General features: G+C 69.3%; 20 protein-coding genes and 1 tRNA gene. 10 read left to right on the top strand and 11 right to left on the bottom strand.

Annotated elements, in window-relative coordinates:
• A partial coding sequence (locus ACI48D_RS22825; protein WP_435573530.1) for a hemerythrin domain-containing protein occupies positions 1-497 on the bottom strand: 497 nt, incomplete at its 3' end.
• Between the two features lie 208 nt (positions 498-705).
• Positions 706-1953 (bottom strand): winged helix-turn-helix domain-containing protein, encoded by a 1248-nt coding sequence (locus tag ACI48D_RS22820; RefSeq protein ID WP_435573529.1) that lies wholly within the window; start codon positions 1951-1953, stop codon positions 706-708.
• Between the two features lie 167 nt (positions 1954-2120).
• On the opposite strand from ACI48D_RS22820, the gene ACI48D_RS22815 reads away from it, so the two are divergent.
• From ACI48D_RS22815 to ACI48D_RS22775, 9 genes are all read left to right on the top strand, one after another.
• Positions 2121-3413, top strand: a complete 1293-nt coding sequence (locus ACI48D_RS22815) for an exonuclease SbcCD subunit D C-terminal domain-containing protein (protein WP_435573528.1) — start codon at positions 2121-2123, stop codon at positions 3411-3413.
• Entirely contained in the window at positions 3410-7216 is a 3807-nt protein-coding gene (locus ACI48D_RS22810; protein ID WP_435573527.1) for an AAA family ATPase, read from the top strand. Before ACI48D_RS22815 ends, ACI48D_RS22810 begins: the two co-directional genes overlap by 4 nt.
• A gap of 154 nt (positions 7217-7370) precedes the next feature.
• On the top strand, positions 7371-7583 hold the full coding sequence (locus ACI48D_RS22805) for a hypothetical protein (RefSeq protein WP_435573526.1): 213 nt from the start codon (positions 7371-7373) through the stop codon (positions 7581-7583).
• A gap of 13 nt (positions 7584-7596) precedes the next feature.
• A complete protein-coding gene (locus ACI48D_RS22800; protein ID WP_435573525.1) occupies positions 7597-8754 on the top strand; it encodes a methyltransferase in 1158 nt (385 codons plus the stop codon).
• Between the two features lie 55 nt (positions 8755-8809).
• Positions 8810-8886: transfer RNA gene (locus tag ACI48D_RS22795), tRNA-Met, on the top strand.
• A 63-nt stretch (positions 8887-8949) separates the two neighbouring features.
• On the top strand, positions 8950-9189 hold the full coding sequence (locus tag ACI48D_RS22790) for a hypothetical protein (RefSeq protein WP_435573524.1): 240 nt from the start codon (positions 8950-8952) through the stop codon (positions 9187-9189).
• Between the two features lie 148 nt (positions 9190-9337).
• A complete protein-coding gene (dbpA, locus tag ACI48D_RS22785; RefSeq protein WP_435573523.1) occupies positions 9338-10750 on the top strand; it encodes an ATP-dependent RNA helicase DbpA in 1413 nt (470 codons plus the stop codon).
• A 131-nt stretch (positions 10751-10881) separates the two neighbouring features.
• Entirely contained in the window at positions 10882-12003 is a 1122-nt protein-coding gene (locus ACI48D_RS22780; RefSeq protein ID WP_435573522.1) for a hypothetical protein, read from the top strand.
• Positions 12004-12015: 12 nt separating this feature from the next.
• On the top strand, positions 12016-12546 hold the full coding sequence (locus tag ACI48D_RS22775; protein ID WP_435573521.1) for a TssQ family T6SS-associated lipoprotein: 531 nt from the start codon (positions 12016-12018) through the stop codon (positions 12544-12546).
• Positions 12547-12571: 25 nt separating this feature from the next.
• On the opposite strand, the gene ACI48D_RS22770 is transcribed toward ACI48D_RS22775, so the two are convergent.
• Positions 12572-13018, bottom strand: a complete 447-nt coding sequence (locus tag ACI48D_RS22770) for a GNAT family N-acetyltransferase (RefSeq protein WP_435573520.1) — start codon at positions 13016-13018, stop codon at positions 12572-12574.
• A 198-nt stretch (positions 13019-13216) separates the two neighbouring features.
• Here ACI48D_RS22770 and ACI48D_RS22765 point away from each other — a divergent pair, with 198 nt between their 5' ends.
• Entirely contained in the window at positions 13217-14524 is a 1308-nt protein-coding gene (locus ACI48D_RS22765) for a GMC family oxidoreductase N-terminal domain-containing protein (protein WP_435573519.1), read from the top strand.
• Here the strand turns inward: ACI48D_RS22765 and ACI48D_RS22760 are convergent.
• From ACI48D_RS22760 to ACI48D_RS22725, 8 genes are all read right to left on the bottom strand, one after another.
• Entirely contained in the window at positions 14521-14898 is a 378-nt protein-coding gene (locus ACI48D_RS22760) for a nuclear transport factor 2 family protein (RefSeq protein WP_435573518.1), read from the bottom strand. The two genes, ACI48D_RS22765 and ACI48D_RS22760, sit on opposite strands and share 4 nt — an antisense overlap.
• The gene (locus tag ACI48D_RS22755; RefSeq protein ID WP_435573517.1) at positions 14895-16370 is read right to left on the bottom strand and encodes a S41 family peptidase; all 1476 of its coding nucleotides are present in this window, start codon (positions 16368-16370) and stop codon (positions 14895-14897) included. Before ACI48D_RS22755 ends, ACI48D_RS22760 begins: the two co-directional genes overlap by 4 nt.
• Positions 16371-16374: 4 nt before the next feature.
• Entirely contained in the window at positions 16375-17982 is a 1608-nt protein-coding gene (locus ACI48D_RS22750; protein ID WP_435573516.1) for an amidase, read from the bottom strand.
• A 110-nt stretch (positions 17983-18092) separates the two neighbouring features.
• Complete coding sequence (locus ACI48D_RS22745) at positions 18093-19238, bottom strand: MFS transporter (RefSeq protein ID WP_435573515.1); 1146 nt, start codon at positions 19236-19238, stop codon at positions 18093-18095.
• 58 nt (positions 19239-19296) lie between these two features.
• Positions 19297-20466 (bottom strand): hydroxylase, encoded by a 1170-nt coding sequence (locus ACI48D_RS22740; RefSeq protein ID WP_435573514.1) that lies wholly within the window; start codon positions 20464-20466, stop codon positions 19297-19299.
• 93 nt (positions 20467-20559) lie between these two features.
• Positions 20560-21462 carry a VOC family protein gene (locus ACI48D_RS22735; protein WP_435573513.1) on the bottom strand — a complete coding sequence of 301 codons (903 nt, stop codon included), beginning with the start codon at positions 21460-21462 and terminating at the stop codon, positions 20560-20562.
• Positions 21463-21502: 40 nt separating this feature from the next.
• Positions 21503-22357 carry an alpha/beta fold hydrolase gene (locus ACI48D_RS22730; protein WP_435573512.1) on the bottom strand — a complete coding sequence of 285 codons (855 nt, stop codon included), beginning with the start codon at positions 22355-22357 and terminating at the stop codon, positions 21503-21505.
• Between the two features lie 287 nt (positions 22358-22644).
• Positions 22645-23352 carry a TetR/AcrR family transcriptional regulator gene (locus ACI48D_RS22725; RefSeq protein ID WP_435573511.1) on the bottom strand — a complete coding sequence of 236 codons (708 nt, stop codon included), beginning with the start codon at positions 23350-23352 and terminating at the stop codon, positions 22645-22647.
• Positions 23353-23433 lie beyond the last annotated feature (81 nt).

Below are 23433 nucleotides of genomic sequence, written 5' to 3'. Positions count from 1 at the left end.
TCGCGGGCGACCGCATCGTGGGCCAGCATCTGGTTGGCGATTGCGAACCAGGCCTCGCCGCGCACCAGACTGCGCGCCAACGGGAACAATTCGTGTTCCTCGCGCTCGAGGCGGCAGCGCAGGGCCGCGATGCAGCCCTCGACCGCCTCGTGGAAACTGTTGCGGTCGATGCCGCGGCCGCCTGCGTCGACGCAGGCCTCGGCGGCCGCCAGGAACTCGGCGGCGCTGCGGCTGAGTTGTTCGAGGGCACGCAGCAGGCCGTCGGCGGCTTCGGTACTACGGCGCAGGGCCGGCACCAGGAACTTGTCCAGCTTGCGCCAGTGGCAATCGCCGACCACCTGGCGCAATTCGGCACACAGCTGGGCCGCCTGGCCGGGCGCGAGGGTGCCGCCATCGTCCGGCAGGGCATGCAGCGTGCACGCCAGCGACTGCAGCGCCGAACGGACGGTGGTCTGCTCCACGGACAAGGCAACGAGGGTGTAAGTTGACGTCAGCATTCTGTCTCCGCTCAGTTATTTGCCAACACAAAGCTCCACCTGACCGGAAGGTCGGGACGGAAACCTGGATGGGAGGCGTTTATTTTGAACAGGCCTGCAGGAAGGGCTGAACCCTGAGGTATCGTTTTCGTCGGCCTGAAAGAACACCTAGTGTACGGAGGGGCCGGGATGCAGGCTTGATCTATCGCAAACTGCCCGGCCGGCGCGTTCAGGCCGCGAGGCCTTCGGGATCGGACAACAGCGCACGTAGCGGCGCCGCCACGGCTGCGGGCTGCGCACCTGCCAGCTCGACCCGCGGACAGCCGTGCCAGCGCGCGCAGCGCCCCACCGCCGTCGCCAGGTCGCGCAGCAGGCGCTCGCTCGGCCGCACACCCGTTTCCAGCGCCACGGATTTCAGCTCGAACACCCCGGCCGCGCGGTGTGCCTTGGCATCGATCCGCCCGACCAGCTGGCCGCGGCGCAGGACAGGCAGCGTGAAATAGCCGTACTGGCGCTTCTCGGCCGGGGTGTAGCACTCCAGGCGGTAGTCGAAGCCGAACAGTTCCAGCGCGCGGCGGCGGTCCCAGACGATCGGATCGAAGGGCGACAGCAAGCTCGTCACGGTCGGGTTCAGCTTCCCTGCCGCCGCCGAGGCCAGGATCCCGGCATGGTCCGGGTGCACGAACACCGGCTCCTTCCAGCCCTCGACGCGGGCGCGCAGCAGCAGGCCCTCGTCGACCAGGGCCTGCGGCGCCAGGTGCGGCGGCTTGGTGCGGTGGTAGTCCGGGATCCAGGCCGCCTTCGCCAGCCCCAGCGCCTTCACCGCGCGCAGCACGAATTCGCGCCTGACTTCCATCAAGGAGGGCGCGCGGCTGTCGTCCCAGCCGGGCAGCACGCGCTCGGCCAGGTCGTAGACACGATGGAAATTCTGGCGCCGCGCCACCATCAGCTTGCCGGCCGTGAACAGCGCCTCCAGCGAGCGCTTCTCGGGCTTCCATTCCCACCAGCCGCCGCCCTTGCCCTCCTTGCGTTCGAAATCGGCCGCGCGCGCCGGGCCCTTGACGCGGATGTGTTCGAGCACCCGCGCGACCTGCTCGGCGTTTCCGCGCATCCACGACGCACCGGACTTCCAGCCCAACGGCGCGGTGTCGAGCATGCGGTGGCGGTACAGGCCGTAATCGTCGATCGGGATGACGCAGGCCTCGTGCGCCCAGTATTCGAACAGCCTGCCCTCGGCCAGCAAGGCGTCGAGCCAGGCCGGCTCGTAGTCGCCCAGGCGGCTCCACAGCACTAGGTAGGGACTGCGCGCGACCACGCTGATGGTGTCGATCTGCAGCACGCCCATGCGGCGGATCGCCGCCAGCACATCGTCTTTCGTGGCGCGGGTGCGGCGCGCAAGCAGCATGCCCTGGGCCGCCAGGTGCAGGGCGCGCGCGGCGCCGATGGAGAGGGTAAATTCAGGGGTGAGTTCGCTCATTGGCGCATTCTAGTAGAGGTTTTATCAGTCTTGCATGTCAGCCCGAGAACTTTTGTCATAGCCTTTATGTCTGCGTTATAGTAGGGACCTATCCCAGCAGCGACGCGTTCTTGCTGGGATAGGTCCCAAGGCCCCGGCTCACCCACCTTCCCGTAAGAAACTCCACCATGCGGCTGCTGCACACCTCCGACTGGCACCTCGGCCAGACCCTGCACAACTTCGACCGGACCCATGAACACCAGTGCTTCCTCGACTGGCTGCTCGAGACCATCGTGGCCGAGCAGGTCGACGCCTTGCTGATCGCGGGCGACATCTTCGACAACTCGAACCCGTCGGCCGCCTCGCAGCGCCAGCTGTACCGCTTCCTGCAGCAGGCGCGCGCCCGCGCGCCGCAGCTCGACATCGTGATCGTCGCCGGCAACCACGATTCGCCGGGCCGCTTGGAAGCGCCCGGCCCGCTGCTCGAAGCCCACGGCACGAAGGTGGTCGGCCACGTGGTGCGCGGCGCCGACGGCGGGATCGACCTCGAACGCCTGGTGGTGCCGCTGACGGACCGCCACGGCGCCGTGAAAGCCTGGTGCGTGGCGATTCCCTTCCTGCGGCCGGGCGACGTGCCGCGGGTGGACCTGGCGGCGGAAGACGGCGGCCCGGCGGCCGGCGCACCGGTCGACGCCTACCTGTCCGGCATCGCCCTGCTCTACCGGCAGGCCTACGCACTGGCGCGCACGCGCTGCGCGAACGGCGCCGGGAACCAGGCCATCGTGGCGATGGGCCACTGCCACATGGTGGGCGGCGATTCGTCGCCGGACTCCGAGCGCCGCATCCTGATCGGCGGCACCGAAGCCCTGCCCTCGTCGATGTTCGATCCGGGCATCGCCTACGCTGCGCTGGGCCACCTGCACCTGGCGCAGAAGGTCGGCAAGCAGGAACACCTGCGCTACTGCGGCAGCCCGCTGCCGCTCTCCTTCGCCGAGATCGGCTACCAGCACCAGGTGCTGCGCATCGACCTCGACGGCGATAAAGCAAAGGAGATCGTGCCGCTGCACGTGCCGCGCGCGGTCGAGCTGCTGCGCGTACCGGCCCAGCCGGCGCCTTTGACCCAGGTGATCGCCGAACTGGTCGGGCTCGACCTGCCCGACGCTCCGCTGCACGAGCAGCCCTACCTGGAAGTCCGGGTGCTGCTCGACGGCCCCGAACCCAGCCTGCGCGCCCAGGTCGAGGCCGCGCTGGAGGGCAAGCCGGTACGCCTCGCGAAGATCGAGCCGAGCCGGAGAGTCGTCACCGCGGCCGGCGTCGACGCCGCGCTCAGCCTGGACCAGCTGGCCCAGCTGCAGCCGGACGACATCTTCCGCCGCCTGTGGCAGCAGCGTTTCGGCGACGATGCGCCTGCCGACCAGCTGGCCGCTTTTGCCGAGCTGATGCTGCCGGGCGACGGCGCGCGCGACCGGGAGGCCGCATGAAGATCCTGCGCATCGGCGGCAAGAACCTGGCCTCGCTGGCCGGCGAATTCGAGGTCGACTTCGAGAGCGAACCCTTGCTTTCTTCCGGCCTGTTCGCGATCAGCGGCCCGACCGGCGCCGGCAAAAGCACCCTGCTCGACGCCTTGTGCCTGGCCCTCTACGATGCCACGCCACGCCTGATCAAGGGTCCGCGCGCCGGTAACTTCCTGCCCGACGTCGGCGACGACGTGCTGTCGGTGCAGGACCGCCGGACACTCCTCAGGCGCGGCACCGCCGAGGCCTTTGCCGAAGTCGATTTCGTCGGCAACGACGCGGGCCGCTACCGCGCGCGCTGGAGCGTGCGCCGCTCGCGCAACCGCGCGGCCGGGGCGCTGCAGCCCGTCACCATGAGCCTGCAGCGCCTGCCCGAGCTGCAGCCGATCGGCGCCACCAAGACCGAAGTGCTGGGCGAGATCGAGCGCCGCATCGGCCTCTCCTTCGAACAGTTCACGCGCTCGGTGCTGCTGGCCCAGAACGAGTTCTCGGCCTTCCTGCGCACCGACGAGAACGAACGCGGCGAACTGCTCGAAACCCTCACCGGCAGCGCCGTCTACAGCGAGATCTCGCGCCGCGCCTTCGAGCGCTGGCGCCAGGAACAGGAAGCGATGCGGCGCCTGACGTCGCGCCTGCAGGACCAGGCCCCGCTGGCCCCGGACGAGCGCGAGGCCCTCGAAGAACAGCAGCTCGACGCCAACCGGCGCCTGGCGGCCGTCGATGCGCGCCGCAGCGCGCTCGAGGAACGGCTGCGCTGGCACCAGGAGCTGGCACGCCTGAAGGCGGCGGAGAGCGCGGCGGAGGGACTGCTGGCGGCCGCGAATGCCGAGCTGGAGCCGGCTGTCGAACGCCGCCGGCGCCTGGCTACGCTCGATGCCGTGCAGCCGGCGCGTCCGCTGATGGCGGACCTGGCGCGCCTGGCCGACGAGCAGCGGCAAGCCCAGTCCCAGCTGGCGGCCGGCGAGCAGGAGCTGGCGCGCGCAATCGCGGCCCAGCAGGAAGCGCTGCGCGGCCAGATCGAGGCCGAACGGACCCTCCATTCAGCCGAGGAAGCGCAGCGCGCCGCCGGCCCGCAACTGGACCGCGCGAAGCTGCTGGACGCGACCCTGGAAACCCTGCTGCCGGCGCACGACAAGGCGCATGCCGCGCGCACTGCTGCGGACGACGAGGCCGTGAAAGCCGAGGCCGCGCTGCGGACCAAGGCCGCCGAACTGGCCGCCGCCCGCCAGTCGCTGCAGGACACCAGCGCCTGGCTGGAAGCGCAGCACGCGCTGGAAGGCCTGGCCGGCCAGTGGACGCGCTGGGAACAGCGCCTGGCGCAGGCCGAGGACGCCGCGCGCCTGGACGCGCAATCCGCGAGCGCGCTGCTGGACGCCCGCGCCGGCGCCGGGCAGGCGGCCCAAGCCGCCCAGCGCACCGCCTTGGCCCTGGAATCGGCAACGGCGCTGCTGGCCACCCGCGACGAAGCGCGCCGCGCAGCCGGCGGGGCCCTGGCCGCCATCGATGCCGAGCTTCTGCGCGACGAACGCCGCCGGCTGGACGCGCGCCGCGAAGGCCTGGCCTCGCTGGAACAAACCTGGAACGCGCTGGCCAGTGCCCGCCAGCGCCTGGCCGACCTCGATGCGGGAACGCAGCAGGCAAGCCAGGCCCGCGCCGCCGCCAACGAGGCGCTGGAAACGGCGCGCACCGCCGGCATCGCCCTCGACGCCCAGGCGGCCCAGGCCGAACGCCTGCTCAAGGGCGCCCAGCTGGCCTGCGCCGACGGCGTCGAAAGCCTGCGCGCGACGCTGGCCGACGGCGACCCCTGCCCGGTCTGCGGCGCCGAGGACCACCCCTACCGGCACCAGGACGAGCGCCTGCACGCGGTGCTGTCCAGCCTGTCCGAAGAAGTTAGCGCGCGCCGCCGCGAACAGCGCGAGAACGTGAACCTGCAGGCCGAACAGCGCGCAGCCATCGAGGCCGCCGCCGACAAGCTGGCCCAGCTCGGGCGCGAACGCGAAGGCCTCGCCGCCAGCGCCGCGCAGCTGGAAAACGAATGGCAAGACAGCCCGCTGGCCGGGGAAGCGCCGCCGGAAGCCGCGCGCCCCGCCTGGTTCGCGGCCCAGTCGGCCCAGCTGCGCGCCGGCTTCCAGGCGCTGGAAGTGCGCGACCAGGCCCTGGGCCGCGCCCGCCTGGCGCGCGACGCCGCCCAGCAGGCCTGGGACCAAACCAACGCCGAGCATGCGCGCCTTCTGCATGCGGCCCAGCAGGCCCAGACCGAGCTGGCGAAGCTGGACGCCGACATCGCCGGCCTGGCGGCGCGCCGCGATGCCGCGGCAAGCAGCCTGGCCGCCCTGCTGGCCGAGCTCGACCCGGTGCTGGGCGAGGCCTGCGGCGACGGCTGGCAGCGCCAGTGGCAACAGGACCCGGCCGCCTGGCGCGCAGCCCGTGCGGCCCAGGCGCGCCAATGGCTGGAGCGGTCGGCGCTCCAGTCCCGCCTGGCCGCCGCCATCGAGACCCTGGCGGCCGGCCAGGCCGCGCTGGAAGAGCGCGCCGCCCAGGCTGCGCGCCAGCGCGACGGTGCCCGCCAGGACTTCGAACGCATCGACGCCGAGCTGCGCGAACGCCGCCAGGAACGCGCCTCCCTGTTCGAAGGCCGCAGGGCGACCGAGGTCGAGCGTCTGCTCGCCGCCGCCGTCGCCGCCGCACGCCAGGGCGTAGCGGCCTGCCAGGCCGCCAGCCTGCAGGCGGCCCAGCTGGAAGCGCGGGTACGCGCCGCCCAGGCCCAGGCCGTCGGCCGCATCGCCGACCTGCAGGCTGCGTCCGCGGACGCCGCCGCGCGCCTGGCGCAGTGGATCGAAGACTTCGCCGGCAGCGCCCCCGACCTGGAACCGGTGGAGAACGAGCAGCAGCTCGCCGGCCTGCTCGCGGTCGGCGCCGCCCGCATCGCCCAGGAGCGCGCCGCCCTGCTCGAACTCGACAACCGCACGCGCCAGGCGGCCGCGGTACTGGCCGAACGGCGCGGCCAGCGCGAACAGCACTTAGCCCGGCAGGCCGCGCTGCCGGGCGTGGAGTTGCGCGCCGATGCCTGCAGCGAGGCGGCGGCCGACCTGCCAGCCGACGCCGACGCGCTCGCCCGCCTGCTCGACAGCGTGCAGGCCGAGCGCCACACGGTGCACGAGACAGCCGCCAGCCTGGCCGTGCGCATCCGCGAGGACGAGGGCCGGCGCGAACGGGCGCGCTCGATGATGGCCGAGATCGAACGCCAGCGCGCCATCGAGGAGCGTTGGGCCAAGATGGCGGAACTGATCGGCTCGGCCGACGGCAAGAAGTTCCGCAACTACGCCCAGCAGTTCACGCTCGACGTGCTGCTCGGCTACGCCAACATCCACCTGTCGCAACTAGCGCGCCGCTACCGCCTGGAGCGCGTGGCCAGCCAGGCCGGCCCCTCGCTGGCGCTGATGGTGCGCGACCAGGACATGGGCGGCGAGATCCGTTCCGTCAACTCCCTGTCGGGCGGCGAGTCCTTCCTGGTCTCGCTGGCGCTGGCGCTCGGCCTGGCCTCGCTGTCGTCGAACCGGGTGAAGGTCGAGTCGCTGTTCATCGACGAAGGTTTCGGCAGCCTGGACAGCGACACGCTCGGGGTCGCGATGGACGCGCTGGACGCCTTGCAGTCGCTGGGCCGCAAGGTCGGCGTGATCTCGCACGTGCAGGAGATGACGGAGCGGATCTCGACCAAGGTGCTGGTGCGGCCGGCCGGTGGGGGCAGCAGCGCAATTACAGTGCAATGAGCCCTGCAATGAGCGGTGCTAAAATGCGCCCCTTCAATCCGTCGTTCCCGCGCAGGCGGGAACCCAAGTTTGTTCGCGGCACGCCAGCTGAACCTGGATCCCCGCCTGCGCGGGGATGACGGCCTCCGGGCTAACAATCGAATGCTTATCCATCATGAACAAACCCGCCCGCTTCCTGACCTTCAAGTGCGCCAAGTGCGCCAAGCCGGTCAAGCTCACCTTGCAGAAAGTCTCGGCCTGCTCGCACATCCAGCCCTACCAGGGCATCTGCGAGTGCGGCGAGATCAAGCGCCACGCCACCGGCAACCCGGAGGCCGTGAAGTCCTACGTGGAGTCGAACGAACTCCACTGGCACCACCACCATTGATCGGGCGGCCCGCTTGAACACCGAACGCATCCATTGGATCGAAAACGGCGAGGAGCGCTCGGCGCGCTGGCGCTCCGAGAGCGGCTGGCCGGCGCCGAAGAAGGTCGTGCCGGCCGACGATACCATGAACGCCGACACCGCCTACCGCCTGGCGCTCGAAGGCACCGCCCTGCTGTGGCGCGGCGACTTCCAGAATGCGCGCCAGCTGCTGCAGGCGCTGGTGCGGAGGATCGAGCACAAGGGCGGCCGCAATAAGCACGCAAAAGCGCGCGCCAAGGCCGGCGCCAAGCCGGCGACCCTCACCGAGCAGTTCCACCGTCACCGCCTGGCCCAGCTGCAGCGCGCCCGCACCCTGGCGATGCTGCTGATCCCCTTCGACGGTGATTACACGGTGCCGCTGCGGCGCGCGCCCGACGTGCGGGAGGCCTGCCTGGAGGCCTATGGCGCGGCCGGCGAACCCTTCGTGGCCTCGCTGCGCGAACTGCTGGGCGTGATCGGCGCCCACGAATGGCGCCGCAAGGGAGTCTTCATCCCGGTGCTGGACGAACGCATCCACCCCTGGTACGGCGTGTTCTCTCCGGTGCGCGGCGAGTACGTGGAACTGGTCGCGCAGGCGCCCCTGCCGGCGGGCGCAACCCTCGCCTTCGACATCGGCGCCGGCACCGGCGTGCTGTCGGCGGTGCTGGCGCATCGCGGCCTGCAGGGCGTGATCGCGACCGACATGGACGAGCGTGCGCTCGGCTGCGCACGCGCCAACATCGAACGCCTGGGCCTGGTTGGCACGGTCGAGGTGGTGCGCGCCGACCTGTTCCCGCAGGGCCGCGCGAACCTGGTGGTCTGCAATCCGCCCTGGTTGCCGGGCAAGCCGAGTTCCTCGATCGAATACGCGGTCTACGACCCGGACAGCCGCATGCTGCGCGGCTTCCTGGCCGGCCTGAAGGAGCACCTGCTGGAGGGCGGCGAAGGCTGGCTGATCCTGTCCGACCTGGCCGAGCACCTTGGCCTGCGCTCGCGCGAGCAGCTGCTGGGCTGGATCGGCGCCGCCGGACTGGCGGTGGCGGGCCGCCACGACATCCGCCCCGCGCACCCGAAGGCCAGCGACCCGGACGACCCGCTGGCGGCCGCGCGCATGGCCGAGCTCACCTCGCTGTGGCGGCTCGTCCCGGCTTGATGGCGTAGACCGATTTGCACTTCAGGCCCGGACGCGATACAATAGCGTTCTCAGACGCGGGGTGGAGCAGTCTGGCAGCTCGTCGGGCTCATAACCCGAAGGTCACAGGTTCAAATCCTGTCCCCGCAACCAAATACTGTACGACACAAGCCCGACTCTTGAGCCGGGCTTTTGTTTTCTGGGCCAGCGCAGCGCATGAAAGACAAGAAAGACAACGCCACCTTCGACCTGCCAGGCTTCGCCCCGGCCGACCCGGTCGATGCCCTTGTCCCCGAGCCGAAGCGCCCCGTCCCGCGCAGCCGCCGCAGCACGCTCAAGCAGGAACAGATCCCGCTACTGAATCTGGACGAGGCCGACGCCACCGGCCTGCCGGTCTGGAAGTCCGATCCCGATCTCGATTTGACCGGATTGCCGGTCTGGAAGCCGGCGGCGTAAGCTTTATCCAATCGTCGCCCCCGCGCAGGCGGGGGTCCATGCTGAGCAACCGGAGTCGGTCTATCAGCTTTGCAGCTTCGTCACATTCAGTATGGATCCCCGCCTGCGCGGGGACGACGAAGCGGTTCGTTCCCCACATTCCATTCCCATGTCCACCACCACCTCCTTCGCCTCCCTCCAGCTCGCCGCCCCCTTCCTCGCCAACCTGACCCAGCTCGGCTACCATGAGATGACGCCGGTCCAGGCCGCGACCCTGCCGCTGGCGCTGGGCGGCCGCGACCTGATCGCGCAGGCGAAGACCGGCAGCGGCAAGACCGCCGCCTTCGGCATCGGCATGCTGCTGCGCCTGAATCCGGCGCTGTTCGCGGTGCAGGGCATGGTGCTGTGCCCGACGCGCGAACTGGCCGACCAGGTCGCGAACGAGCTGCGGCGCCTGGCGCGCGGGATCGGCAACGTGAAGGTCGTGGTGCTCACCGGCGGCGCGCCGATGCGGCCGCAGATGACGACCCTGGAATTCGGCGCCCACATCGTGGTTGGCACCCCGGGCCGCATCCGCGACCACCTGGGCAAGGGCACCCTCGACCTGGCGCGCCTGCGCACCCTGGTGCTGGACGAAGCCGACCGCATGACCGACATGGGCTTCTACGACGAGATCGCGGCCATCGTGCACGCCTGCCCGGCGCACCGCCAGACCCTGCTGTTTTCGGCCACCTATCCGGACGACATCCGCGCCGCCACCGCGCGCTTCCTGAACGATCCGGAAGAAGTCGCGGTCGAGACCCGGGTCGAAGCCGACCGCATCGCCCAGCGCTTCTACGAGATCGGCTTCGACGGCCGCCTGGAAGCGGCAGCGCGCCTGCTGGCGCACTTCCGCCCCGCTTCGGCGATCCTGTTCTGCAATACCAAGGCGCGCTGCCGCGAGCTGGCCGACTACCTGCGCGCACAGGGCTGGGGCGCGCGCGCGCTGTACGGCGAGATGGAACAGCGCGACCGCGACGAGACCCTGGCGCTGTTCGCCAACCGCAGCTGCTCGGTGCTGGTGGCCACCGACGTCGCCGCGCGCGGCATCGACGTCGCCGGCCTGGAGGCCGTGATCAACGTCGACGTCTCGAAGGATCCGGAAGTGCACGTGCACCGCATCGGCCGCACCGGCCGCGCCGGCGAAAGCGGCGAAGCCCTGACCCTGGCCGCACCCAACGAAAAGAAATGGGTCAAGCTGATCGAGGATTACCAGCAGGCCCCGGCCGAGTGGCATCCGCTGGCCGAACTCGGCGACGACACCTACCCCGACGGACCGGCGCCGATGATGACCCTGTCCATCGCCGGCGGCAAGAAGGACAAGCTGCGTCCCGGCGACCTGCTGGGCGCCCTCACCGGCGACGCCGGCCTGCACAAGGACCAGGTCGGCAAGATCCAGATCGGCGAATTCTTCAGCTACGTGGCACTGGACCGCAGGGTCGCCGAGCAGGCTTTCGAACGCCTCAACGCCGGCAACCCGCTCGGCCCGGAGTTCGGCGCCGTCAAGGGCCGCAACTTCAAGATGCGCTTCATCGACGTCTGAGCGCAGCGCCGATACTGCCGAGTTGTAGCAGCGCCGCAGTGACAACAAGTGTAGGCGCGCACGGTTGAGCACACTGCGGGGCGCCGCAGCGGTAAATCTGGCATGATTTGCACCAAATACAGGTTAGCAAAATGACCAGCACACTTACCTCCGGACCCGAGCAACAGCACCTCGAAGGCCACACCGTCAGGGACATCGTCGAACACGATCCCGCGCAGGTCAACGAAGTCTGGTGCCGCAAGATTTTCCGCCAGCTCCTGCAGTCGCTCGAACTGCAGTACGCGATGCGCATGCCGCATCGGGCGATCACGCCGGACACCGTGGTTTTCCACGACAACGGCGAGCCCCTGCTGCTGCCTTCCGCAGTCGACGACGCCGAACCGGACGAGGCGGCCGACCTGACCGCCCTGGCGCGGGTCGTGCATTTCGCGATCACCCGGGAGCTGGTTCCGACCGGTCCGCTGCGCGGCCGCGTCCTGGAAGGCTACAGCGAGTCCCTGATCACCGCGGTCGACCGCTGCATGTCCGCCGATCCGGCCGCGCGCCCGCGCACCGTCGACGAACTGCGCCACATCCTCGGCATCGTGTCGCTCGGCCCGGCCGCGCCGGCCTTCGAACCGGCGGCACCCGCAATGACGCCGGCCTCCACGCCGCTCGAAGCCGGCACCCTGCCTTCCTTCATGGACGCTCCGGCCGCGTCGCGGCTCGGCAAGGGGCTGTCGCGCTGGCAGCGCTGGGCCATCGCGGCCGGCGGCGCCGCGGTCCTGATCGCCATCGCGCTGGCCGTGTTCGCCGAACTGCGCGACTCCGGCTCCTACGACCATATCGTGCTGACCCTGCCGCAGTCCGGCGAGCCGGCGCAGGACAGGCCGCGCGCCGCGGCGCCGCTCCCGCCGCCGCCACCGCAGGTAGCGGAACAGCCGGCGCTGCCCGCACGGCCCGACGCGCAGGCAGTGCAGGCCGACGCGAACGGCGCGCCCGCAGCGCTCCCGCAGCACGCCGCCCCGGCCGTTGCGGCCCCTGCGGCCGCACCCGGTTCCGCCACCTACAGGCTGAAGATCCAGCCCTGGGGCATCGTCTACGTGGACGGCGTCGACCGCGGCGCCAGCCCGCCGGTCAAGCGCCTGACCCTGGCGCCCGGCAGGCACACGATCCGCATCGCCAACCCGAATTTCCACGACCGCGTGCTCGAAGTCGACACCAGCGGCGGCGGCGGCCAGATCGCCGTGGACTTCAGCGACGAACCCCGGTAAGCACACGCACCCATGATGACCAAGCAGCGACTCCACCTCCTCACCCTCGCCACCGCCGGCGCCCTGCTGCTCGGCGGCTGCGCCGAGTTCCCGATCTTCGACCAGAAGCCGGCGCGCACGCCCTCGCATCCGAAGGTTTCCGCTCCACGCACCACGCCGGTGGAACGCGACACCAGTCCGCCGCGCGAAGCCGCCAAGCCGCGCGACCGCGACCGCAGCGACGGACCGGGCGTACCCGACACAGCGAAGGAAACCAGCGGCCTGCGCGAAGGCATCCGCCTGTACAACGAAGGTGACTTCAATGGCGCGATCCGGCGCCTGTCCCAGCGCGACGTCAACAACGGACCGATGGCCACGCGCCTGGAGGCCTTGAAATACCTGGCGTTCAGCTATTGCGTGACTTCGCGCCCGGCGCCCTGCCGCCAGGCCTTCGACCGGGCGCTGCGCCTCGATCCCTCGTTCGACCTGGCGCCCGGCGAGCATGGCCACCCGCTGTGGGGGCCGGTATTCACCAAGGCCAAGCAGGCGGCGGCATCGCGCTGACCTCCGCCTCGACGCTGTCAGCGCATCAGAACGGCAGCATCCTGCGCTGCAGCGGACGCAGTTCCTTCTTCAGGAAACCGGCGACGAGGGGATCGGCGACGAAGGCGAGCTTCTCGTAGAAGCCGCGGTTGTCGTCCATCGGCTGCAGCAGCACGCGCGGGATGCCAAGGCCGGCGCAATGCTGTTCGATCTGCTTCATGAACCATTCGCCGACGCCGCGGCCGCGGTGGGCGGACAGGACGATCAGGTCCGACACGAAGCAGAACTGCGGCGGCGCCAGTTCCAGGCGGGCGATGCCCACCCTTTTCTTGCCCGATTCGACCGTCACCCACTGGACCAGGCCGCCCGGCTGGCCCGCAGTCACTGCGGCGGAAGTGTCGCGGTTGCTCCAGCCGGCATCCTTACGGAAGGCCAGCAATACCTTGTCGGGCAGCGGAGCGCTGAGGGGGCGGAAGACGAGAGAGAGTTGCATAGGAGAATTATTGTGAATTCCTCCCAAGCTTAACGCGCCACATAAGTACATGCGAGCCAATGTATGTAAAGCTAGCAACGAATTTGTAAGAAAATGTTTCAGTTGGTGGTCGATGTATTTACAACCAACAGTTACGAGGGCATATGCGCGGCTGCGGTGGTAGCATGCGAGACCGCCGACTCAGCCCCGCCCGACCGCATGTCCACTCCTTCCCGCTCTTCATTCGATACGATCGTCGTCGGCACCGGCCCCGGCGGCGCCAGCGTGGCGCGCGAGCTGGCCAGGAATGGTGCGAAGGTGGCGATGCTGGAACAGGGCAGCGCCGCGCCGCTCAACGGCACGCTCGGCCAGATGGCGGCGATGGCGGCCGTGCCCGGCAAAGGCGCCTTCATCCACCGCGACGCCTCGCTGCTGGTGCGCGCCATTACGCTGGGCGGCACCTCGACCATCAATTTCGCCACCGCGGCCGCGCCGCCGGCCGCGATGTTCGCCGCCCACGGCATCGACCTCGAACCGGCGCTCGCCGAACTGCGCGCCGAGCTGCCGATGGCGCCGCTGCCGGACGCGCTGGTCGGCCCGATGGCGGCCCGCATCATGGAGGCGGCGCGCGCCCTCTCCCTCGACTGGCGCAAGCTCGACAAACTGATCCGGCCCGAGGCCTGCCGCCGCGGCTGCTGGCGCTGCGTGACCGGCTGCCCCTTCGGCGCTAAATGGACCGCGCGCGATTTCGTCGACGAAGCCTGCCGCCACGGCGCCGTCCTGCAGGCGGACGCGCGGGTGACGCGCATGCTGGTCGAAGATGGCCGCGCGGTGGGCGTGGAGGCGCAGGTCGGCGGCGCGACCCGGCAGTGGCGCGCCGGGCGCGTGGTGCTGGCGGCCGGCGGCATCGGCAGCCCGCGCCTGCTGCGCGCATCGCAGCTGCTGGCGCGCCCGGCCGCCTTCTTCAGCGATCCGGTGGTCGCGGTGATGGGCAGCGTGGATGATCTGCCTGACGATGAACCCGGTGGCGCCGAGGTGCCGATGGCCGCCGGCGCCAGCTGGAGCGAGGATGGCATCGCGCTGGCCGACCTGACCCTGCCGCAGGCGATGTACCAGGCCTTCGCGCTGCAGGCCGGCCGCGTCGACCGCCTGCTGGCGCACCGCCGCACGCTCAGCATCATGGTCAAGATCCGCGACGAGATCGGCGGACGCGTGGGCCAGCGCTGGGTCGACAAGACCCTGCAGCCGGCCGACCGCGAAAAGTTCGACCGCGGCATCGGCATCGCGCGCGGCATCCTGGAGCGGGCCGGCGCGCGCCACGTGTTCGCCAGCCACCACTTCGCCGCCCATCCCGGCGGCAGCCTGCGCATCGGCGACCAGGTCGACGGCGGCCTGCAAACCGCCACGCCCGGCCTGTATGTGTGCGACGCCTCGGTGATCCCGCAGCCCTGGGGCCTGCCGCCGACGCTTACCCTGCTGGCGCTGGGCAAGCGGCTCGGCAAGCAGCTTTCCGGGGACGCCTCTTAAAACATCCCGTACTGGTTGGGCATCGGATCGGGCTGGACCTGGCCGATGTCCCACATCTCGGCGATCCTGCCGCCTTCGAAGCGAAGGATGTGGACGATCGCGATGTCGGGCGCGCCCGGCTGCATGCGCGCGCGCGAGTGGACCGCCACCAGCGCGCCGTCGGCGATCGCACGCTGCACCTCGAAGGCCATGTCCGGGAAGCGCGCCGCATTGTCCAGCATGCCGGCCTTGATCGCGGCGGCGTCGCCGGCGAAATGGGGATTGTGGTGGCGGAATTGCGGGGCGGCGAAGCGTTCGAAGGCTTGCTCGACCTGGCCGGCGGCGGTCATTTGCAGGAAGGCCAGCGCGGCTTCCTTGAGGCTCGTTTCTGTCATTGCTTGACTCCATTGAGTGTGGCCTCGACCCACTTCTGCAGTGCGTCGTCGTCGGCCATATTGCCGCCGAACGGATAGTCCGGCACGAAAGGTTCGCGGGTTTCCCGCGCGGTCCGGTAGATGGCCAAAGGGATACGCAGGACGCCGTGCCCGCTCGGCAGTTCGAAAAGCTTGATCTCGCCGAAGGGAGAATAGCCGAGGGTGGACTCGCCCAGCACCACGGTGTCGCCCATTGCCTGCAATTGCTGCAGGAAGGCCATGCAGGAGCTGAAGCAGCCGCGGTCGATGACGGCGGCGACGCGCGGGCCGTGCGGACGGCGCAGCACCGCCGGCGCGGGCGCGGCACCGGCCTCGCCCGCCACCAGCGCCATCCGCTCGCCGGCGCGCATGGCCGCCTCGACCTTCGCCAGCTCGTCTTCGCTTTCCGCCTTCGAAGCCGCATACTCCGGCGCGGCAATATAGCGCTTGAGCAGGCTGGCCGTGGCGGCGTCGGCGATCAGGTATTTGCTGGCGTCGCCCATCGAACTCAATTGCCGCGCATAGGCCTCGCCATACAGCGCCGCCAGCGCGCGGCTGCCCCAGGTCGAGTCGCCGCCGCCGTTGCCGCGCAGGTCAAACACGACCCAGCCCGACTTCGGCAGCGCGGCCAGCTTCGGATACAGCGCCTCGTAGGCTGCCGCGGAACGTGCTCCGTTAAAGTCCGGCATGCCGACCCAGCGCTTGTCCGGCGCCAGCGTGCTCAGGCCGACCGGCCTGGCGATGGCGCGCCAGCGCGGCTGCAGCGCATCCAGGCGCGCCTGTGCGACTTCGCCCGGCACGCCGCGCAGCGGCAGCGCGAAGCTCCTGCGGCTGCCGTCGGGCAGCTCGAACAGGCACTGCGACGGCGTCCAGCCCAGGCCCAGGTCGAACATCACCTGCTGCGCCAGGGTGCTGAAGGTGGCGCCATACTCGACGCTGCGGTTCATGAAGGGCGCCACCTGCAGCTGCAGCCAGGTGCCGATCCAGGTGCCGTCGCAGCTTCGCACCACGCTGCCGCTTGGGGGCAAGGGCGTGGGCCAGCCCGGCTCCGACCACAGCACGCGATAGCGCCCGCCCTTCGCCGCGCGGTCCTGGTCGATCACCAGGCCGGTCCAGCCGCGCACTTTCAGGTGCAGGTCGATGCCGGTATGCGGGTCGCCGAAACCGGCGATGAAGCGCATCATCAGGCGCAGGTAGTCCTGCTCGCTGCGCACGCCGTCGGCCTCGGTCACGCCGCCGCGCATGCCGGCCGCGAGCGGCTGCGTCACGCTCGGCTGGCCGGCCACATGGCCCGCGTGGCGGCTGCGGATGGTGTCCGCGGCAAACCCCAGGTCCTGGCGCGCGATGGCGGCCCAGTCGGTGGTGCCGGTGGTGCCGGGCGCGGCGACGGCGTGCGCCGCACCCGCCAGCGACAGCGACAGCGCGAACGCGCGCAGCAGCGGCCGGGCGCGCATGGGCTCAGGCCTTGACGTTGACCGTGGCCGGGAAGCCTGGCGCACGGCGGCGCCGGCTGGCCTGCTCGTAGGCGTAGGCCATGCCGATCAGGGCCGCTTCGGTCCAGGCGGTGCCGACGAAGGAAATCCCGACCGGAAGGCCCTGCACATAGCCGGCCGGCACCGTCACGTGGGGATAGCCGGCCACCGCCGCCGGCGACGAGAAGCTGCCGCCGTAGTGGTCGCCGTTGATGTAGTCGGTCAGCCAGGCGGTGCCGCCGGTCGGCGCGACCAGCGCATCCAGCTTCTCGTCCTTCAGGATCTTGTCGATGCCCTCTTCGCGCGAGTAGCGGTGGTTGTTGGCCAGCGCGTCGCGGTAGGCTTTGTCGTCGAGGCCGGGCTTTTTCTGGGCGGCGACCAGGTGCTCCTGGCCGAAGTGCTGCAGCTCGCGGCCGGCGTTCTTCTCGTTGAAGGCGATCACGTCCAGCATGGTCTTGACCGGCGCGTGCGGCGCATAGTTCGCCAGCCAGGCTTCGAGATCCGGGCGGAACTCGGCCAGCAGGACTTCGAGTTCGCTGTCGCCGTACTTGTCGACGTTCGGCACCTGCACGTCGACCAGGGTCGCGCCCTGCGACGTCAAGACCGCCAGCTCCTTCTCGATGAGGGCATCGATGGCCGGGCTGCTGCCGAAGAAGTTGCGGGCCACGCCGATGCGCTTGCCGCGCAGGCCATCCGTGCGCAGCGCCGCCGCGTAGTCGGCCGCCTTGCCCTGGCCATCATTGGTGGCGGCGTCGTCGTCGTCGACGCCGGCGATCGCGCCCAGCAGCAGCGCGGCGTCGGCCACGCTGCGGGTCATCGGACCGGCCGTGTCCTGCGAGTGGGCGATCGGAATGATGCCGCTGCGGCTGACCAGGCCCAGGGTCGGCTTGATGCCGACGATGCCGCAGGTCGATGAAGGCGAGACGATCGAGCCGTCGGTCTCGGTACCGATCGCCAGGGTCGCCAGGCCGGCCGCCATGGCCGCGCCGGAGCCCGCGCTCGAGCCGCTGGTGTTGCGGTCCAGCGCGTAGGGGTTGCGGGTCTGGCCGCCACGGCCGCTCCAGCCGCTGACCGAGTGCGTCGAGCGCATGTTCGCCCACTCGGACAGGTTGGTCTTGCCGATGATGATCGCGCCCGCCTCCCTCAGCTTCCGGGCGACGAAGGCATCCTTGCTGGCGCGCACGCCGGCCAGGGCCAGCGAACCGGCCGTGGTGCTCATCGCATCGAAGGTGGCGATGTTGTCCTTGATGAGGACCGGGATGCCGTGCAGCGGGCCGCGCAGCTTGCCGGCCTTGCGTTCGCGGTCGCGTTCCCCGGCGATGGCGAGCGCGTCCGGGTTCAGCTCGATCACGGCGTTGATGCGCGGGCCGGCCTTGTCGATGGCGGCGATGCGGGCCAGGTATTGCTGGACCAGCGACTTCGAACTCAGCTTGCCGGCCGCCATCTGGGCCTGTTGCTCCTGGACGCCAGCGTCCAGGATACTGGAACCGGCCGCGCCATGGGATGTCGCCGCCGCCACCTGCGCCACGCCTGCCACTGCCCCCGCGGCCACACCCGCGCTCACGCCAAGCCGAACGAAATCCCTGCGCTTCATACAACCCTCCGTGTCAGATAATGCATGAGCATAGCAGTAAAGTTGCCCATGTGACACGTGTTTTATGCTGGCGGAGTGGGCTCCGTGGGGTCGCCTGGGAGCGCCGGCGATCAGGCATCGGCCGGGCCGACGTGCCGCCCCATCGCAAACACCGCGCCTGCCGCCAGCATCGCGGCCAGCGCCCAGAATACCAGCTGCGTCCCCACGGCCGAACCAAGCGCGCCGAAGCTTACCGGCAACAGGGTCTGGCTCACATTGGCCAGCATCGATCGCACCCCGATCGCCTCGCCGGCGCGCCCTGGTGGCGCGCTGTGTCCGATCGCGCTCATGATCATCGGCAGGGCGCAGCCGAGGCCCAGGCCGAGGAGGAAGCCCAATGCGAGCAGGGCCGGCCAGGCGTGGAGCAAGGGGAACAGCAGGTAGACCGCTGCGCTGAGCGCCAGCGCACCGCCCAGTATCGGCCACTCCGAAAACCTGCGCGCGAGTCCTGGAGTAAACAGGCGCACGACAAAGGTTCCGCTGCCAAATGCGCCCATGACCAGGCCGACCTCCGAGGCGGACAGCCCGATCCGGTCGCCATGCACCGGCATCATGAAGGTGAACAGATCCCAGCCCATCGACAGCAGCGCGCTGGCGATGAACACGGCGCGCAGCGGCGCATGCCGGAACAGGTCCGCCATGCGCAGCCTGGCGGCCGGCCGGGCGCCAACCTGCACGGCAGGCATTGCCCGCCCTGCCCTGGCGAAGATCAGCAGCGCCACGACGGGCAACACGGCAAGGGTGAGAAAGGTCCAGGCATGCCCCGCCAGGTCGACCAGGAAGCCGGCGATGACCGGCCCGGCGGCCGTCGACGTCGAGATGCCGAGCGCCAGCATCGAGAAGCCGTGGGTGCGCTGCGCCGCCGTGCCGGCCTTGCCGACCGCATTGTTGATCGCCAGATGGATCAGCATGTAGCCGCAGCCCAGCAGGACGGCGGCCGCGCCAAGCGCCGCCAGCGCCGGCAGCAGCGCCAGCAACAGTCCCGCCTCGAGCATCAGCAAGGCGAGCAGGGTCGGCCTGGCGACGCCGCTGCGGTCGGTCCAGCGGCCGGCATGCACGGACAGGAACATCGGCACCACCGCCAGCAGGCTGAGCACGAGGCCCACCTCGAAGGGCGTGCCGCCGAGGCGGATGGCGGACAGGGTCAGCGCCACGCGGCCACCGCCAAACGCGGTGTGCGCCAGCACCGTCAGGGCCACCAGGGCGGGCAGCTTCACACCGGCTTCCGCTCAGCCGGGAGGGGCACCGGCGGTGTCCCTCGAATCCGGCCGTGGATCAGATGACCACGCCGCGTGGAATCGGCAAGCCGTACAGCGAGCCGGCATAGGCGGCGTAGACCGGGTCATCGATGTTGCAGGCGTGGCCCATGGCCACCGACAGATCGCGCCAGCTACGCTGGATCGGGTTGGTGAGGCGGCTGGCATTGCCGCCGGCGTGCTTGAATACCTCGGCGGCCGCCTCGGCGGAGCGGCGCACGGCCCGCACCTGATTCACGCGCGCCTGGTATTTCATTTCCTTGGTCACTTTTCCGCCGGCCAGGACGAACTTGTAGATCTCGCCGATTTCGCCCAGCACGTGCTGGCGGGAGGCGTCGATGTCGGCCAGCGCGGCGCCGAGCGAGGCCATGTGGTACGGGTTCTGGGTCTGCTTGACGCCCATGCGGACGCGCCCGCCGGTGTATTCGGCGAAGTGCTTGACCACGCCGGCCGCGATGCCCATCGTGGCGGCCGAGATCGCGCCCGGGAAGAACAGGTCGAAGGGAAGCTGGTACAGCGGGCTGTCCGGGCGGTTGCGCGTGGCGTACACGCAGTCGTTCAGGTCCTGCACGTTGTAGGTGCGGTACTCCGGCACGAAGACTTCCTTGACGAGCACGTCCTTGCTGCCGGTGCCGGCCAGGCCCATCACGTTCCAGGAATCCTGCAGGATCTCGTAGTCGGCGCGCGGCAGCACAAAGTGGGTCAGGACCGTGAACTCGCCGGCCGGACCGTTCTTGCTTTCCGCGAAGCCGCCAAGCACCGCCCACTTGCAGTGGTCGGTACCCGACGAAAACGGCCATTGCCCACTCAGGATGAAGCCGCCGTCGACGCGGCGCGCCTTGCCGATCGGGGCATAGGGCGAGGCGGTCCAGGTGTCGTGGTCCTGGCCCCATACTTCTTCCTGCATGCGCGGGTCGCCCTGGCCGAACTGGAACGGGTGGACGCCCACCACCGAGCCGACCCAGCCCAGCGACGAGGCGCGCGACGCCAGTTCCATCACGGTCAGGTAGAACTCGCGTGGATCGGCCTCGAAGCCGCCGTATTCCTTCGGCTGCAGCATGCGCACCAGGCCGCTTTCGCGGATCAGTTTCGCGCCTTCGTCCGTCACGCGGCCCAGTTCGTTACTGGGCACTTCTTGATTGACGAAGCGATCGATGTTGCTAGTAATAATTTCTCGTACCGGATGCATGCTGCACTCCTGTTTGACGATGTGTCTCAAATTTGTTGTGAAATATCCCGGCAGCACGCGCAGCCGGAATCAAGGCTTGTCCCGGCGGCCCGCTCAGGCCGGCGCCCGGTCGTGCATCATCAGCGCGGTCAACTCCTTGTGCTGGCGGTGATGCCCCCAGCTGCTGGGCTTGTCGTAGGTGCGCGGGATCCAGAGATCGTGGTCGACATCCAGGCCGCCCCAGCCGTACTCGAGGCGGAAACCGGACGGCGTGTACATGTAGAACGAAATCATGTGATCGTTGCTGTGCCGGCCCAGGGTCGTCGTGATCGGGATCCCGCGCTGCTCGCAGATGTCATGCGCGGTGCCGACGTCGTCGAGCGAGTTCAGCTCGATCATCAGGTGCAGGAAAGCCACCTCCCGGGTCGGCAGCCTGCTGATCGCCAGCGAATGGTGGCGCCCGTTGATGTGATAGAAATGCGCTTCCAGCGGGCCATCCCTGACGATGTCCGACGGGTGGAAGCCCAGCACCTCGCGGTAGAAGCGGTCGCCCTCTTCCAGGTCGGCGACCGCCAGCACCACGTGACCCAGGCCCTGCTCGGCGGTGCGAAACCCCGAGACCGGACGGCCCGCGTGGAAGGGCGCAACCGCATGGTATTGCCCCCAGCTCAGTTCATGGCGAAACCCCGACGGGTCCTTGAACCAGTAGAAACCCTCGACCTTGCGCTGCGCGTTTTCGTCGGGCGCCGAGCGCTGTACTTCGAGGCCATGGGCCACCACGCGGCTGCCGATGGCTTTCGCATCGGCCTCGTCCTTCACGCTCCAGCCGATATACGCGATCGCATTGCGTTCGCCCGGGTGGATCGTGATGCGGTGCGCCGCTTCATCGAGCCGCAGGCGGACCGCCCCATCCTCACCGTGTCCGGCATGTTGCAAGCCCAATACTTCCGGGCCGAAGCGTTCCCATTCTTTGTAGTCCGGGGAATGTACTCCAAGATAAGCAAGCGACTTGATCATCCGCAGTCTCCAGGTTTTTGTTGAACGTAAGCGCTGCCTGTCAGGCCGCCAGTTTCGTGGCGACGGGGTTGCCCTCGATAAAGGAATCGATCACACGATTGAACTCGTCGGCGTGTTCGAGCTGGACCCAGTGACCGCAACGGTTGACGATGTAGGCGCGCGAGTTGGGGATGGCACGGGCCAGCGTCAGGGCCGAATTGAAGTGGACCGTACGATCGTCGCGTCCGTGCATCAGCAGGGTCGGCGCCGTGATCGTGGCCACGCGCTGCGGGTCGAGCCTGACCATCGGTTTGCCGTGGCCGCTCTTCCAGCCTTCGATGTGGTCGGGGCGCGCCAGGGTGGTCCGGACACGCTCGGCCAGCAATTCATCGGTGACATGGCGGGTGTCGAAAGCCATGCCTTCGACGAACTTGCGCATGGTCTCGATCGACGGATTGAAATACGCCGCTTCGAGCGCCTTCACGCCTTCGCTCAGGCCGGCCGGATCGAAGATGCCCGGCACGCCTGCCGACGAACCCATCGTGATCAGGTGCGAGACCAGCTCCGGTCGTTCATACGCCAGGCGGATGCAGGAGGAGCCACCCATCGAGTTGCCGACGAAGGCAGCCTGCGGGATTCCCAAGGCTTCGAGAAACTCCGCCAAGGCGCCACTGTTGTCGCGCTTGTCGTAGGTGACCGCCTGCGACTTGCCCCAGCCGGGCAGGTCGACGGCCAGCACGCGGTACTTCTTGGCCAGCGTAGCAATGTTGGGGTTGTAATTGCTCCAGGCAGAGGCGCCCGGTCCGCCGCCGTGCACCAGCACCAGCGGATGGCCCTGGCCCGCCTCGTTATAGTGGATGTCCCAGTTCCTGGTCTTGATTCGCTTACTTGTGTTTTCTTCGGTCACGATCGCCACGTCTTCCTCCGTTCAACATCAATATCGGGTTGCCTACTCCGTGCAGCGGGTCCCTTTTCGCAGGCGTCCTGTGCTCTGCGTGGCAGAGCCTGTGCCGGAGTGGTCGACACATATTAGCTGAATACTCGTTCTAGAATCAATATTTTATTTTTGCGTGAGGACACGCCGGCATGGCGGTCTCGGCCAGCAGAAAACACCAGGGAAGGAAGGGCCGACCGCGGCGGATGCAGCGCCGCGGGGGCGAATGGTGGGGAAGGCCGTGGCGCCGAAGCGCACAGCCTGGAAGATCAGGCCTTGGCCAGCGCCGGCTTGCGGCTCTTGCGCACCGGCTCGGGCGCGGCCGTGGCGGCCAGCTGCGCCGTCGCCTCCGCCACCAGGTGCACCAGGCTCGAGGCAAGCATGGGGCGGAAGGCCTTAATCGATTCGCCCGAGGCGCCGGCGATCGCATTCCCGTCCTGCAGGGCCAGGGTGAAGCCGCTGAGGCGTTCCGGCAGGTCGGGATCGTGTACCAGCAGCGGCTGGGGCAGGATCGTGCGCCACCACGAGGCGAACTCGGCGCGCTGCAACTGCCGGATCCGGAGGAAGCGCTCGCGCGCGACCTGCTCGCGCACCGATTTTTCGACGCTCAGGATGACGCCGAGGCGCCAGAAGTCCGCCGCATCGTACTGCCGGCCCGCTTCGGAAGGTCCGAAGATGCGCACGATATGCTGCTCGAAAGTCTCATCGGGCAGGGGCCGGTGGGTCGATGCGACCTGGCTGTGCCAGCGCTCGAAGCTGGTCTCGATCAGTGCGGCCAGCAGCAGATCCTTGTTTTCGAAATGCCAGTAGACGCTTCCCACCGGCAGTTCGGCCTTCTTCGCGACCTTGGCCATGGTGGCGCCGCTGTATCCCTCGTCGCAGATGACCTCGAAGGCGGCGTCGAGGATGCGTTCGCGCGAGGCGGCGCTGGTGCGATGTTCGCCGGATCGGCGGGGGCGGTTGGTAATCGTGGACATGGTTGGGTGGGCGCTCGTCTGACAGGAACAAAAATGGTAACACGGAATATTGCAAGAAAATCCACTGGAGGGCAAGGCATG

This window comes from Massilia sp. LXY-6 (assembly GCF_051233485.1).
Taxonomy (GTDB): Bacteria; Pseudomonadota; Gammaproteobacteria; order Burkholderiales; family Burkholderiaceae_D; genus Telluria.
The sequence above is the reverse complement of the archived record's forward strand: the minus strand, read 5'-3'. Positions and strand labels throughout refer to the sequence as shown.

Excerpts from the sequence above, each read along its gene's own strand:
- ACI48D_RS22780 (WP_435573522.1), top strand. The coding sequence starts at position 10,882 with ATGACCAGCACACTTACCTCCGGACCCGAGCAACAGCACCTCGAAGGC.
- ACI48D_RS22725 (WP_435573511.1), bottom strand. The coding sequence starts at position 23,352 with ATGTCCACGATTACCAACCGCCCCCGCCGATCCGGCGAACATCGCACC.
- ACI48D_RS22810 (WP_435573527.1), top strand. The coding sequence starts at position 3,410 with ATGAAGATCCTGCGCATCGGCGGCAAGAACCTGGCCTCGCTGGCCGGC.
- ACI48D_RS22775 (WP_435573521.1), top strand. The coding sequence starts at position 12,016 with ATGATGACCAAGCAGCGACTCCACCTCCTCACCCTCGCCACCGCCGGC.
- ACI48D_RS22765 (WP_435573519.1), top strand. The coding sequence starts at position 13,217 with ATGTCCACTCCTTCCCGCTCTTCATTCGATACGATCGTCGTCGGCACC.
- ACI48D_RS22790 (WP_435573524.1), top strand. The coding sequence starts at position 8,950 with ATGAAAGACAAGAAAGACAACGCCACCTTCGACCTGCCAGGCTTCGCC.
- ACI48D_RS22815 (WP_435573528.1), top strand. The coding sequence starts at position 2,121 with ATGCGGCTGCTGCACACCTCCGACTGGCACCTCGGCCAGACCCTGCAC.
- dbpA (WP_435573523.1), top strand. The coding sequence starts at position 9,338 with ATGTCCACCACCACCTCCTTCGCCTCCCTCCAGCTCGCCGCCCCCTTC.
- ACI48D_RS22760 (WP_435573518.1), bottom strand. The coding sequence starts at position 14,898 with ATGACAGAAACGAGCCTCAAGGAAGCCGCGCTGGCCTTCCTGCAAATG.
- ACI48D_RS22770 (WP_435573520.1), bottom strand. The coding sequence starts at position 13,018 with ATGCAACTCTCTCTCGTCTTCCGCCCCCTCAGCGCTCCGCTGCCCGAC.
- ACI48D_RS22805 (WP_435573526.1), top strand. The coding sequence starts at position 7,371 with ATGAACAAACCCGCCCGCTTCCTGACCTTCAAGTGCGCCAAGTGCGCC.
- ACI48D_RS22735 (WP_435573513.1), bottom strand. The coding sequence starts at position 21,462 with ATGATCAAGTCGCTTGCTTATCTTGGAGTACATTCCCCGGACTACAAA.
- ACI48D_RS22755 (WP_435573517.1), bottom strand. The coding sequence starts at position 16,370 with ATGCGCGCCCGGCCGCTGCTGCGCGCGTTCGCGCTGTCGCTGTCGCTG.
- ACI48D_RS22740 (WP_435573514.1), bottom strand. The coding sequence starts at position 20,466 with ATGCATCCGGTACGAGAAATTATTACTAGCAACATCGATCGCTTCGTC.
- ACI48D_RS22820 (WP_435573529.1), bottom strand. The coding sequence starts at position 1,953 with ATGAGCGAACTCACCCCTGAATTTACCCTCTCCATCGGCGCCGCGCGC.
- ACI48D_RS22750 (WP_435573516.1), bottom strand. The coding sequence starts at position 17,982 with ATGAAGCGCAGGGATTTCGTTCGGCTTGGCGTGAGCGCGGGTGTGGCC.